General features: G+C 36.3%; 10 protein-coding genes. 6 read left to right on the top strand and 4 right to left on the bottom strand.

The window, feature by feature from the left end; translation table 11 throughout:
• Positions 1-48 precede the first annotated feature (48 nt).
• The 3 genes from GOQ17_RS04450 to GOQ17_RS04440 are packed head-to-tail and all read left to right on the top strand — an operon-like array spanning position 49 to position 6186.
• Positions 49-3129, top strand: a complete 3081-nt coding sequence (locus GOQ17_RS04450) for a SusC/RagA family TonB-linked outer membrane protein (protein ID WP_159635369.1) — start codon at positions 49-51, stop codon at positions 3127-3129.
• 10 nt (positions 3130-3139) lie between these two features.
• Positions 3140-5191, top strand: a complete 2052-nt coding sequence (locus GOQ17_RS04445) for a RagB/SusD family nutrient uptake outer membrane protein (RefSeq protein ID WP_159635366.1) — start codon at positions 3140-3142, stop codon at positions 5189-5191.
• 11 nt (positions 5192-5202) lie between these two features.
• On the top strand, positions 5203-6186 hold the full coding sequence (locus GOQ17_RS04440; protein ID WP_159635363.1) for a DUF4973 domain-containing protein: 984 nt from the start codon (positions 5203-5205) through the stop codon (positions 6184-6186).
• Between the two features lie 63 nt (positions 6187-6249).
• Here the strand turns inward: GOQ17_RS04440 and GOQ17_RS04435 are convergent, their stop codons facing one another.
• Entirely contained in the window at positions 6250-6591 is a 342-nt protein-coding gene (locus GOQ17_RS04435) for a DUF3467 domain-containing protein (protein ID WP_159635360.1), read from the bottom strand.
• Between the two features lie 25 nt (positions 6592-6616).
• Entirely contained in the window at positions 6617-7732 is a 1116-nt protein-coding gene (locus GOQ17_RS04430; protein ID WP_159635357.1) for a M42 family metallopeptidase, read from the bottom strand.
• Positions 7733-7860: 128 nt separating this feature from the next.
• Between GOQ17_RS04430 and lgt the strand changes: the two genes are divergently transcribed.
• Both lgt and GOQ17_RS04420 read left to right on the top strand, forming a co-directional pair.
• On the top strand, positions 7861-8691 hold the full coding sequence (gene lgt, locus GOQ17_RS04425; RefSeq protein WP_159635354.1) for a prolipoprotein diacylglyceryl transferase: 831 nt from the start codon (positions 7861-7863) through the stop codon (positions 8689-8691).
• Positions 8692-8781: 90 nt separating this feature from the next.
• Entirely contained in the window at positions 8782-9813 is a 1032-nt protein-coding gene (locus tag GOQ17_RS04420; protein ID WP_159635351.1) for a LacI family DNA-binding transcriptional regulator, read from the top strand.
• A 42-nt stretch (positions 9814-9855) separates the two neighbouring features.
• On the opposite strand, the gene uxaC is transcribed toward GOQ17_RS04420, so the two are convergent.
• On the bottom strand, positions 9856-11274 hold the full coding sequence (gene uxaC, locus GOQ17_RS04415; RefSeq protein ID WP_159635348.1) for a glucuronate isomerase: 1419 nt from the start codon (positions 11272-11274) through the stop codon (positions 9856-9858).
• Positions 11275-11318: 44 nt separating this feature from the next.
• Positions 11319-12140 (bottom strand): SDR family oxidoreductase, encoded by an 822-nt coding sequence (locus tag GOQ17_RS04410; protein WP_159635345.1) that lies wholly within the window; start codon positions 12138-12140, stop codon positions 11319-11321.
• A gap of 247 nt (positions 12141-12387) precedes the next feature.
• Between GOQ17_RS04410 and GOQ17_RS04405 the strand changes: the two genes are divergently transcribed.
• Positions 12388-13587 (top strand): multidrug effflux MFS transporter, encoded by a 1200-nt coding sequence (locus GOQ17_RS04405; RefSeq protein ID WP_159635342.1) that lies wholly within the window; start codon positions 12388-12390, stop codon positions 13585-13587.
• The last annotated feature ends 6 nt before the right edge of the window (positions 13588-13593 follow it).

The raw sequence follows: 13593 nt of genomic DNA, 5'->3' as shown, positions 1-13593 counted from the left end.
TTAACATAATAATCAACAAAATCACAACCTTAGTAACAGAATGGAATTATGAATAAATTCTTACTAACCTGTATATTACTTCTTAGCGTCATAAGTCACTCGCTAGCACAGGAAATAGTTGAAGTAACTGGTATTGTAGTAGATGCTCAAAAAAATCCCTTACCAGGAATTACTGTCCATGTATCAGACGCACCTGGGTTAGGTACAATCACGGACAATAAAGGTCAATATAAAATTAAAGCTGAACGCTACAAAAAACTTGTTTTTAGATCTATTGGTTTTCAAACACAAGAAATATTGATCAAAGAAGATATAAAAATTAACATCACATTATTGGAAGATGAATCCAATGTATTGGAAGAAGTAGTTGTGACGGGCATGGGTAATCAAACAAAATTAACATTGACTGGGGCAGTAACAACGGTAAATGTGGATGATTTGAAGTCCAATCCGACCTCTAGCCTCTCCAACGCTTTAGCAGGTAATGTAGCTGGAGTAATGGCAATGATGCAGTCAGGTCAACCAGGACGAAATATATCCGAATTCTGGATTCGTGGTATTTCGACTTTTGGTGGAGGTTCATCCGCTCTAGTATTGGTAGACAATATTGAACGCAATATCAATGATATCAACATTGAAGATATTGAATCCATATCGGTACTCAAAGATGCTGCTGTAACTGCTATATATGGGTCCAAAGGTGCTAATGGTGTAATTCTAATCACTACAAAACGTGGTAAAGAAGGTAAAATTAACATCAATGTTAAAAGCGAAACCATTTATAACACCAGAACAATTACACCCGAATTTGAGGATGGTTTTACCTATGCTAACCTCTTGAATGAAGCACGAATTACACGTAACAACCAACCCGTATATCAACCTGAAGAATTAGAGATTTTGCGATTGGGTTTGGATCCAGACCTTTACCCAAATGTAGACTGGCAGGAAAAACTGTTGAATGATGGGGCAATGACTTACCGCGCAAATCTGAACATGAGCGGAGGAGGTGCCACAGCAAGATATTTCGTATCGGGCAGTTACGTAGAAGAAGGTGGTATGTATAAAATCGATGAAAACCTGAAAAAGGACTACAATACTAATGCTAACTACAAGCGATGGAACTATCGACTAAATACAGATATGAACATCACAAAAACTACAATACTAAAAGTTGGAGTAGCTGGATCATTAGGCCTACGCAATAGTCCCGGTATTGGAGATCTAGATTTTTGGGGAGCATTATTTGGCTATTCGCCTATTAGTATGCCTATTGAATACTCAAACGGTCGTGTACCTGCGGTAGGCGAAGGCAACAGAACTAACCCATGGGTGATGGCTACACAAACTGGATATAATGAAAACTGGAATAATAATATTCAAATCAACATCACCGCTGAACAAAATTTAGATTTTATAACCAAGGGACTTCGTGGACGTGGAATATTCGGCTATGACACTAATAACCACAATAATATCAGAAGGCTAAAATGGCCTGAGCAATGGCGAGCAGACAGAGCACGTAATGTCAATAATGGGGAAATAATATTTTATAAAGTCTCTGATCCTAGAGAGATGTACCAAGAAAGTACTGCTGGTGGCAATAGAAGAGAGTTTTTGGATTTCATGCTAAACTACGACCGCGGATTCAACGGACATAATATTGGCGCGGTTGCTAGATTTACTCGTGATGCATTGGTGCAAACCGTAAATCTAGGAACGGAAATTAAAAATGGTATTGCACGTAAAAACGAGGCTATTGCTGGACGATTAACATATAATTTTAATAACCGATATTTTACTGACTTCAATTTTGGATACACAGGATCTGAAAACTTTGCAAGTGGTAATCAATATGGTTTCTTCCCGGCTGTATCATTTGCATGGAATATTTCGGAAGAAAAAATATTTAAAGAAAACGCTGATTGGATGAACCTACTTAAGGTAAGATTTTCATACGGCAAGACAGGTAATGACCAGTTAATGTATGGTGAGCGTTTCCCTTACTTATATACAATTGGATCTGCTGGAGGCTATCAATGGGCAGATTTCGGCTCGGATCGCGGCTACGGAGGATTGAGGTTTTCGCAAGTAGCATCTCCATATGTCTCATGGGAAGTTTCATTAAAGAAAAATCTTGGATTCGATATAAATTTATTTAACAACAAGTTTGAAAGTTCTATTGAACTATTCGATGAAGAACGAACAGACATCTATATGCCAAGAAATTTCTTGCCAGAAATCGTTGGTTTAGAAAGTATTCCAAGAGCTAACGTGGGGGCTGTTAGTTCAAAAGGTTTTGAAGGAAGATTTAGTTATAAACAAAGAATTGGCGAAGTAAATGTGACAGCTAGAGGGAATATCACCTACAGCAAAAACAAAATCTTAGAAAGAGACGAAGAAAACAATGTCTATCCTTATCAGAATTCAGAAGGATTTCGTGTAGACCAAGCGAAAGGATTAATCGCTTTAGGTTTATTCAAAGACTATGATGATATAAGAAATAGTCCAACACAAACTTTTGGAGTGTATCAACCAGGTGACATTAAATACAAAGATGTCAATGGAGATGGTATTATTGATAATGGGGATGTTGTTGCGATCGGAGCGACTAGAAGACCTAATTTAATCTATGGAATGGGATCGTCTTTTCAATGGAAATCAATAGATATTAATTTACATATTCAAGGTGCTGGAAAATCAACTTTCTCTACATATGGCAAAACAGTCTATGCATTTAGTGAGGGTGAATGGGGACAAGTGATGAAAGGTATAATGGGTGATAATCGATGGATTTCTGCTGATATTTCAGGAGATCCTTCTACGGAAGATCCCAATGCCTCCTATCCACGCTTAAGTTTTGGAGCGTTTCCAAACAATTTTAGAGAGTCCACATTTTGGTTAAGAAACGGTCAGTATATTAGGCTTAAGAATATTGATATTGGTTATTCACTTCCGAAGAATTTTACAAGTAGAATTAGGACTAACAATATTAGGTTATTCCTTGCGGGTCACAACCTGATGACTTGGTCTAAATTTAAACTTTGGGATCCAGAATTAGCAACACCAAGAGGTGAAGATTACCCTCTTCCTAAATCAGTAACTTTTGGTATAAATGTTAACCTCTAAAAGAAAAAAAATGCGTAAATACATATATTATCTACCAATACTGGTTGCTTTAGCTGGTATTAGTTCTTGTCAAAAGGGGTATTTAGAATCCGAATCCTTATTTAAGGATAGAATGACAGAAGAAAAAGTATTCGAAAGTAAAAATTATGCGGAACAATGGCTCGCGCACGTATTCGAAGAATTTAAGGGAATTAATGCTGATGTAGCAAGTAAAGGCTTGACTCCACATAACTTTTCGGATGACATGTATTATGGTGATCGGGATAGAGATTATGATCCATCTAAGAATGAACTCTCATACAATATGTTCAAGATGGGTTTGTATTCTGAAAATGACAAACAAGGTTCTTGGACCCAATCCTACCGCGGAATTCGCAATGCAACAACCTTTATTCATAAAATACATTTAAATAAAGAAATGTCTGCGGATGAAATAGAAGATTACCGTGGTCAAGCACGTTTTGCACGTGCCTACTTGTACTGGTTGTTGTTGCGCAAATACGGTCCTATACCCCTACTCCCTGATGAGGGGCTAGATTATACAGACAGCTATGACGACTTAGCTACTCCGAGGAGCACATACGAAGAATGTGCAGAGTACATTAGTAATGAAATGCTACAAGCGGCTAAAGAAATGGAAAAATTAGGTGTAGGCAGAGGGCAAGATGCCTCTGCTCGTCCTACCGTAGGTGCAGCATTAGCAACAAGAGCAAAAGCGCTATTGTATGCTGCTAGTCCAATGGCAAATGGTAATAATTCCGAGTTCGCAGCAAAACTTGTAGACCATACAGGAAAAAGATTATTATCAATAGATTACCAAGAAGCGAAATGGGCTAAAGCTGCTGCCGCAGCACGCGATGTAATGGAACTTGGTATTTATAGTCTATACACTGTTCCTGTTCAGACAACAGGTTCAGATGCTACTGTTATTCCACCAGATGATGGAAATTTTGCTAATAAAGATTGGCCCTTGGGATGGGCAAATATTGACCCTGCAAAATCTTATGCGCAAGTATTTGACGGTACACTTGTCGCATCAGGTAATCCAGAACTGATTTTTACGAGGGGAAATAACCAAGGTGGTGAAGATATAAGAGCTATGGTAGCGCATTCCCTACCAAGGTCTGCTACCGGTTGGAACACGCATGGACTTACTCAAAAATTAGTGGATGCATACTATATGAATGATGGAACTGATGTCCCAGGTAAGGATAAAGAGATAGGTAGAGGTGATGGATCGAATCGTTTGACTGGCTATGTTTCGTCTAGTGATGTCTCTTCACAAAAATATCGTCCTCTACGAGAAGGTGTTTCATTACAATATGCTAACAGAGAACCTCGATTTTATGCGTCTGTAGCATTTAATGGAAGTTTTTGGACACTTCTTAATGAAACACAAGAACGCAACCGCAACCAACAAGTATTCTATTATAGAGAAGATTCACGTGGAAATGGATTTAACTCCTCCAATGCGTATTGGCTACGTACTGGATTCGGAATAAAAAAATACGTTCACCCTAGTGATACTTATGAAGGAGGAAGCGCTGACCGTATAGTTCAAAAAACTGAACCAGCTATTCGCTATGCAGATATATTATTGATGTATGCGGAAGCACTCAACGAGTTAAGTGGATCACATACTGTCGCTTCTTGGAAAGGAACAAATTATACTCTCTCAAGAGATGTTTCTGAAATGCAAAAAGGAATACATCCTGTACGCATTAGAGCAGGTGTGCCAGATTACTCAACAGCAATCTATTCTAGTAAGGAGGAATTAAGAAAAACACTTAAAAGAGAAAGATTCATTGAATTGGTGGCTGAAGGGCAACGCTATTATGATCTTCGCCGTTGGTTGGATGCTGCTGTAGAAGAATCTCTGCCTGTATATGGTTGCAATATTTTGATGAATGCAGGAAATAGAGATTTATTCCATACGCCAGTAGCTACTTGGGTTTTGAAAAACACCTTTGCAGATAAAATGTGGTTTTGGCCAATTAAACACTCGGAATTGAAGAGAAACAAAAAACTAACTCAAAATCCTGGTTGGACGTACAACGATTAGAAACGTATCTCATGAAAAAGAATTATATTAAATATTTAGTACTAGCACTTTTATTTGCTAACACTTCGTGCAACGATGAGTGGAAAGAAGAACAATACGAAAATTTCATTTCATTTAAAGCACCTATTAATAATCAAAGTGGTGTATCCGATATATATGTTCGTTATAAGGATAACCAGAAGTCATCTTTTCAACTGCCAGTCATCATCAGTGGTTCAACGAATAATGAACAGAATATTTCTGTTAAAATCGACGTAGACCGAGACAGTTTAGATATCTTGAACTATGAAAGATTCCAAAACAGAACTGACTTTTACTATAGATTATTGCCTGCTGAGTATTTCAGTTTTAACCAAACGCTCGATATCAAATCTGGAGAAAATGTAGGGCTCTTGAATATTGACTTTACTTTGAAGGATATCAATCTGGTAGAAAAATGGGTCTTACCACTCACTATTGTCGAGGGTTCATCTACTTATGTCCCCCATCCACGTAAACATTACAAAAAAGCTTTACTACGTGTCAACCCGTTTAATAATTATTCTGGAACCTACGGCGGTACAGCATTACGAACTTTTATGGATGGAGCCGAAAATGAAACTTCTATCGTAAAAAGCGAAATCAAAGCATATGTAGTGGATGAAAACACCATATTTTTTTACGCAGGAGCAATTGACGAAGAAAGACAAGATAGACAAAACTATAAAATCTATGCGCGCTTTAATGATAGCGGAGGAGTTCAATTATATGCGGACAATCCACTCCTAAACTTTAAGGTAAATAAAGATTTAAGCTATACGATGAGTGAAATGATTGAACCTAATTATCCATACTTATTGAGAAAAACCATAACAATTAATAATATTGATTACAACTTCACGGATTACACCATGATTCCCAATATTAATATTCAATATGTGGTAAAAGGAACATTGAGTTTACAACGTGTGCTCAATACACAGATACCTGACGAAGATCAAGCTATCCAATGGTAGCTTATTATAAGTAATAGATTAATTCAATTAATAAGCCCTCTCGATATAACGAGAGGGCTTATTTTATGCTTCGCCTTTTGGATGCAAATCCAATGGATAAGGAAAATCTTTCGCGACAGGCTCACCTTGTTGTTGTTGCGCTGCAGCTTTTATTTGAGCTTCGAATCGAGCTAAATTATCTTGAAGCGCACCCAATAATCTTACTGCATGCTCCGGGGTCAAGATAATTCTTGATTTCACTTTCGCTTTAGGAACGCCTGGCACCACGCGAATAAAATCCAACACAAACTCTGTATTCGAATGTGTGATAATCGCTAAGTTAGAATAAATACCTTCAGCAATTTCTTCTGATAACTCTATACTTAATTCGTTGTTTTCTGGAATGTTTTGATTTTGATCACTCATCTCTATTCTAATTATTTAATCTTATTTATTTCGTAAAACTTCTAAAATCTTGTCCATCTTCAATAGTTAATAAAGTCTCATAAATCAAGCGAATTACATTATCCACATCTTCTTTATGTACCATTTCTACTGTAGTATGCATATAGCGCAAAGGTAAAGAAATCAAAGCAGAAGGCACACCGCCATTAGAATATGCGAATGCGTCTGTATCTGTTCCAGTGAATCTCGATGATGCTTGACGTTGGAATGGAATATCGTTTTTCTGTGCTACGTCGATCAACTGACGGTTCAAGTTAATCTGTACAGCTGGAGCATACGATACAACGGGACCTTTACCACATGCCAAATCTCCTTGCGTGATCTTATTGATCATAGGTGTTTGGGTATCATGCGTTACATCTGTCACGATAGCAACATTCGGCTTGATCCAATCTGCAATCATTTCTGCACCACGAAGACCAATTTCTTCTTGTACTGAATTGACAATATACAACCCAAATGGTAATTTCTTTTTATTTTCTTTCAATAAACGCGCAACCTCAGCGATCATAAATCCACCAGCTCTATTGTCCAGAGCACGTCCCACATAATAGCGATCATTCAAAATCATGAATTCATCTTCGTAAGTCACAACAGAACCTACGTGAATCCCCAATGCTTCCACCTCTTCTTTGGAAGTACATCCACAATCCAAAAAAATGTTTTTTAATGATGGTGATTCCTCTTTTTCACCCGAACGCGTATGTATCGCGGGCCAACCGAATACGGCTTTTACAAGTCCATTATCTGTATGAATATTTACTCGTTTTGACGGTGCTATTTGATGATCTGATCCACCGTTGCGAATTACATAGATAAGACCATCTTTTGTGATATAATTCACAAACCATGATATCTCATCCGCGTGCGCTTCAATTACCACTTTATAAGCCGCTTTAGGATTTATTATTCCCACTGCAGTACCATAATTGTCAATATATGTTTCGTCTACAAATGGCTTGAGGTAGTCTAACCATAGACGTTGTCCTTCCCACTCAAAACCTGTTGGAGATGGATTATTTATGTATTTTTCAAAGAATTTTACAGATTCTTTCGTTACGACCGATTGATGTTTTATTTCTTTACTACTCTTCTTTGCCATACCATTTTTTGTTTCCGTACAAAATAAAAAATAATTATTCTAATCCAAAAAATAATACAGTTCTATTTAGAAATAGCCTTCTCATAAACGATTATTAATTTTATATTTACAGCTTTAATCAATCAAAGATGGAGTATATTTATAATGTTATCCAATGGTCAGGAGCAGAGAATATTTTCTCTATAGGATCATTTGGTATCCGGTATTATTCGATGTGTTGGCTTCTTGCATTTGTTGTTTCTTACATATTAATGTTGCAAGTTTTTAAGAAGGAAGGCAAAACACAAGATGATCTGGATAAGTTAACTGTTTATATTTTTTTAGGTACTATTCTAGGTGCTCGTCTTGGGCATTGTTTGTTTTATGAGTTTGATTATTACAGTCAAAATCCCCTAGAAATGCTTTTGCCGTTTAGTAAACGATCTGGAAGCTGGGAATTCACAGGGTTCGCAGGATTGGCTTCTCACGGTGGAGCTATTGGTATATTAATCGGCATGTATTTGTATGTAAAAAAAACAAAAACAGATTTTCTATGGATTGCAGACCGATTACTTTTAGTTGTTCCAATTGCTGCAGCGTTCATCCGTATTGGTAATTTCATGAATTCTGAAATCATCGGGAAGCCTACTGAATCAGATCTTCCTTGGTCTGTAGTTTTTACCCAAATAGACAATATTCCACGTCATCCAGCTCAATTATATGAAGCGCTTGGATATTTTGTTCTATTTTTAATACTTTGGATGACTTATAAAAAAGATAGTAATCCAAAAAGAGGTTTACTATTTGGAATAGGGCTAATTGGACTTTTTACCATTCGGTTCATAATGGAGTTTTTCAAAGAGAATCAAGAAGCTTTTGAAGATGGTATGTTCTTCAATATGGGACAATTATTAAGTATTCCATTTATACTTGCTGGTCTCTACCTTATACTTAGACCCGCATCTAAAAAGCTTAATTAAAATAAAAATGGTTGCAACTTTTGCAACCATTTTTATTTTAATCTATTGTAAATATTCGATATATTGCAATAAACAGTTACCAATATATCTATGTCTAATATCACCATCAAAGAGATTGCTAAGGCCCTAGATTTATCGATATCATCTGTCTCTAAAGCGTTGAATGATAGTTATGATATTAGTGAAGCAACAAAAAAACGTGTATTAGCGTATGCGAAAGAAAATGGTTATAGACCAAATTTGTTGGCCAAAAATTTAAAAACTGGTAAAACCAATACTATAGGTGTTATTCTATCCTCTATTAATAATTTATTTTATTCGCAAATAATTGAAGGAATACAGCAACACGCGCTGACTGTTGGATATGATGTTATATTTATGCAAAGTAGGGAACAGTCCGAGATTGAAAAATCATGTATTGAAGCGTTACAATTACGAGGAATTGATGGTTTGCTAATAGCACCAATTGACGAAACCTCCAATGTTGATTTATTAAAGTCCTTACACCAATCAAATTGTCCAGTAGTTATATTTGACCGCATCCTTCATCAGTTAGAAACTGTCAAAATTGGAGTCGATAATTTTAAAGGTGCTTATAGCGCAACCAAACATTTAATTCTAAATGGCAGAACAGATATTTTGAATATCACAGGCTCAAAATTTGGTCTGAGTGGAGAACGATTCAAGGGATATAAACAGGCACTTACGGATCACAATATACCCTTCAATCCTGATTATTATATCCAATGTAACATGCAGAGCAATGAGCTATTGGATGGCGACTTACGTACAGCACTTCAAAAAGTGTTGGCTAGCGATTTAAAACCGAATGCTATCATAAGTTCATCTGATACTATTTCTGTACGTATTTTAGGAATTCTTGCCGAATTAAAGATAGCTGTCCCTGATGAAATAGCACTCATTGGATTCTCCAATGTAGACTTTCCAGACTCTTTGAATCCTTCATTATCCACCATTCGACAGCCTACAAAAGAAATTGGCAGACTTGCTACAGAGCGATTAATCCATTTTATTAAAAGACAAAATTGGATTCAATATGGGCAAGAAACCATTGAGTTAGAAACAGAACTAACATTTAGAAAGTCAACAGCTGTTAACTAAAAAAAGCAACTGTATTGGTTGCTTCTCACATTATCATAGATTTTACGAAGAGATATTAAAATAATCCTTTGCATTGTAGTAACAAATATCTTGTAATATTTTACCGATCCACCCCTTATCATTCGGCAATTTGCCTTTCAGTACATCATCTGCAAAAATCTCACACAACAACCTTCTGAAATATTCATGTCGAGAATACGACAAAAAACTACGAGAATCTGTCAACATACCTACAAAACAGCTCAATAATCCCAAATTAGATAGTGTATCAATTTGATCTTTCATGCCATCAAGTTGATCCAAAAACCACCAAGCAGAGCCAAACTGAATTTTGCCTTTTATACCTTCTTGTTGGAAATTACCTATCATACTTCCGAAAAGTGCATTATCGGAAGGATTAAGGTTATAAATAATTGTTCGAGGCAACTGATCTGTTTTTTGTAGAAAATCGAGGAATTTCCACAATCTTTCTCCATGTTGATAATCACCTATAGTATCAAATCCTGTGTCTGGTCCCAATTGAATTTTACTACGGGTATTCGTATTACGAAAAGCGCCTAAATGAAATTGTTGCGACCAATTTTTTTCGTTATACTTTTTGGACAAATTCGTCAGTACATAAAATACAAATGCATCTTTCATTTCGGATACAATATGTATATTCTCACCCGCCAAAATTGATTTGAAAGTTATGTTAATTGATTCTAGCGCTATATTTGTTTCAAAAGGTAGACATCCAAGCCCATGATCAGCAATCCGACAACCTAATGCATGAAAATATTCAATGCGATTAAACAAAGCTTCTAGCAAGCTGTCCAAATCGAGAATTTGAATATTTGATACTGTGCTTAACCTCTGGATATATTCTCTAAAGAAATCTCCACCATCTATATTAAACGCTTTATCTGGTCTAAAGGAAGGAAGAATTTTAGCTTCAAAATCACTATTATTCAAAGCTCTATGATGTTCCAAAGAATCTATAGGGTCATCAGTTGTTCCTACCATCTCCACTTTAAAATGACTCATCAATCCCTGCGTGGAAAATCTATCTTCTTTTAATAATGACTTTGTGTCCTGATATATTGAATCAGCTGAGGTAGGATCGAGCAACTTGTCAATGCCAAAAGGATTTTTTAGCTCCATATGTGTCCAGTGGTACAATGGATTACGCATTGTGTAAGGAACGACCTCTGCCCATTTTGCAAACTTCTCTTGGTCAATTGCATCGCCAGTGATGTACTTTTCAGCAACGCCAATAGCACGCATTGCACGCCATTTATAATGATCTCCATTAAGCCATATTTCTGTTATAGACTCAAACTTGTGATTGGTTGCTATTTGATCTGGAGGAAGATGGCAATGGTAGTCTATAATCGGGAGTGTAGATACATAGTCAAAATAAAATTCCTTTGCCAATGATGAATTTAATAAAAAATCTTCCTTTATAAAGTTGTTTTTCATATACAGTTCTACAGATTAACATCCAATTCTTGAATACATAATTATTACACACCAGACCAAGCGGTAAATCCTCCATCCACGTAAATTGTTTCTCCCGATACAAAGCGTGATGCATCGCTCAATAGATAAACAATAGTTCCTTTTAGCTCCCTTGGATCACCAAGTCTACCGAATGGTGTATTATCAACAAATTTTTGCCCTCGAGATGTATAAGTTCCGTCTGTATTCGTAACTAGTGAGCGATTTTGCTCTGTTAGAAATACACCTGGAGCTATTGCATTTACACGTACTTTGTCTCCATAGCGTAACGCCAATTCAGTAGCCATCCATTTGGTATATCCGACTATACCTGACTTGGCAACTGTATACCCTAACACACGCGTTAGTGCAACCTGGGATGAAAGTGACGCGATATTTATGATACTACCACTTCCCTTTTCCGCAATGACTTTACCAAAAATATGTGTTGGAATAATTGTTCCGTTTAAATTTAAATTAATTGCATCTATTGTGTGCGAGATATTAGAAGCAAATAAGTCTGCATCAGGACCGATCACCGCTTCTTTTATGTTTCCCCCCGCAGCATTCACTAAGCAATCAATTGTTCCCCATTTCTCTAGTATAATATCCTTAGCTCTTATCATATCCTCTTCGGACAATACATCACCGACTATACCTAAACCGTGGCTACCTATTTTCTCAACCATTTCCACTCTAGCTTTTAGCCTTTCTTCATTTCGCCCTATAATTGCAACTTTACCTCCCGATTCTGCAATGGCAGACACAAATGCTTCGCCCAGAACCCCCGTTCCCCCTGTCACTACGCATACTTTATCTTGTAATGAAAATTGTTCGAATATACTCATCTAGATGATTGATTGATTTATAATTGCTGCGTAAATGTGCTAATATCAGCTATAAAAAAGAAATTAATATATTTTTTTCTACTTAAACGTTTTCGAGAGAATTATACTGAAGTAATTATAAAATCTTGCTTAATTTCATGTAATTTCTACTTCATTTTTATTTACTAAACTCTTATAAAACCATGTAAAACTATACCTTTACAGCAAAATTCACACACTGAATTCTCGAAGGTGTAATCACATTACTATGTTTAATAATAAAAAAATTATCCTGCTAATTCTCGGTCTTTTGTCAGCCATTGGTCCATTTTCCATAGACATGTACCTTCCTGCTTTTGCTACAATTGCAAAGGATTTTGATACCAGTATTGAAAATGTACAATTATCACTGACTTCTTTCTTTATCGGTATTGCTATTGGACAAATGATTTATGGTCCGCTATTAGATAAATATGGGCGTAAAAAACCATTAATATTTGGACTTTGCATTTATACTTTAACATCTATTGCTTGTGTATTTACTAAAGATGTGGATAGTTTGATATTACTGCGATTTATACAAGCTTTAGGAAGCTGCGCTGGTATGGTGGCAGCACGAGCAATGATACAAGATTATTATGAAGGAAAAGAGGCTGCACGTGTATTTAGTCTATTAATGCTGGTAATTGCAATTTCGCCAATTCTTGCTCCTTCAGCAGGCGCATTTTTATTAGATTATTTGGATTGGCATTATATATTTATCGCTTTGTTTAGTATTGGCTTTGTAATACTGGTACTTACAGTATTTATATTACCTGAAAGCTATGCCGGAAATAAAAATTTATCCTTAGCACCAAAATCAATTGTCAACGAATATTTCAAAGTATTTAAGAATAATACATTCATCTTCTACTGCCTCATTGCCTCTACTGCATCAGCAGGGCTATACGCTTATTTGGCTGGATCATCTTACATTCTCCAAGACATATACGGATTGAGCAAAAAAGAATATGGGTTAGCATTTGCTTTTGTGGCTTCTGCACTTATACTATCCACTCAATTAAATAGAATGTTGCTTAAAAGATGGTCTATGCAGCAAATATGTTTAATAGCTAATATTTGTCAGGTTGCTGTTGGTTTATTTATGTTTCTAAGCCTAACCCTTAATTTTATAAACTTACCTATACTTTTAGGATTAACTTTTGGCTATTTGCTATGTCAAGGGTTTATATTTCCAAATGCATCAGCCATGGCAATGGCACCATTTAAAGTAACTGCTGGTACTGCTTCTGCATTATTAGGATTTTTACAAATGGGGCTTGGAGCGCTGAGCTCTGGGGTGGTTAGCTTATTACATAACGATACTGCACAACCCATGTTGGTCTGTATGGGATTTTGCGCCCTATTTTCACTGCTACTTCACTTGACCAAAAGAAAAATTAACGAAAACACAAAAGAGGCTTATTAAAGCCTC

The sequence above is a fragment of the Sphingobacterium composti genome, assembly GCF_009829075.1.
Lineage (GTDB): Bacteria > Bacteroidota > Bacteroidia > Sphingobacteriales > Sphingobacteriaceae > Sphingobacterium > Sphingobacterium composti.
Note: the sequence above shows the minus strand (reverse complement) of the source record. Positions and strands in the feature narration are given on the sequence as shown.

Bases quoted from the DNA above. Each gene is read 5' to 3' on its own strand.
- GOQ17_RS04450 (WP_159635369.1), top strand. From the start codon at position 49: ATGAATAAATTCTTACTAACCTGTATATTACTTCTTAGCGTCATAAGT.
- GOQ17_RS04445 (WP_159635366.1), top strand. From the start codon at position 3,140: ATGCGTAAATACATATATTATCTACCAATACTGGTTGCTTTAGCTGGT.
- GOQ17_RS04440 (WP_159635363.1), top strand. From the start codon at position 5,203: ATGAAAAAGAATTATATTAAATATTTAGTACTAGCACTTTTATTTGCT.
- GOQ17_RS04435 (WP_159635360.1), bottom strand. From the start codon at position 6,591: ATGAGTGATCAAAATCAAAACATTCCAGAAAACAACGAATTAAGTATA.
- GOQ17_RS04430 (WP_159635357.1), bottom strand. From the start codon at position 7,732: ATGGCAAAGAAGAGTAGTAAAGAAATAAAACATCAATCGGTCGTAACG.
- lgt (WP_159635354.1), top strand. From the start codon at position 7,861: ATGGAGTATATTTATAATGTTATCCAATGGTCAGGAGCAGAGAATATT.
- GOQ17_RS04420 (WP_159635351.1), top strand. From the start codon at position 8,782: ATGTCTAATATCACCATCAAAGAGATTGCTAAGGCCCTAGATTTATCG.
- uxaC (WP_159635348.1), bottom strand. From the start codon at position 11,274: ATGAAAAACAACTTTATAAAGGAAGATTTTTTATTAAATTCATCATTG.
- GOQ17_RS04410 (WP_159635345.1), bottom strand. From the start codon at position 12,140: ATGAGTATATTCGAACAATTTTCATTACAAGATAAAGTATGCGTAGTG.
- GOQ17_RS04405 (WP_159635342.1), top strand. From the start codon at position 12,388: ATGTTTAATAATAAAAAAATTATCCTGCTAATTCTCGGTCTTTTGTCA.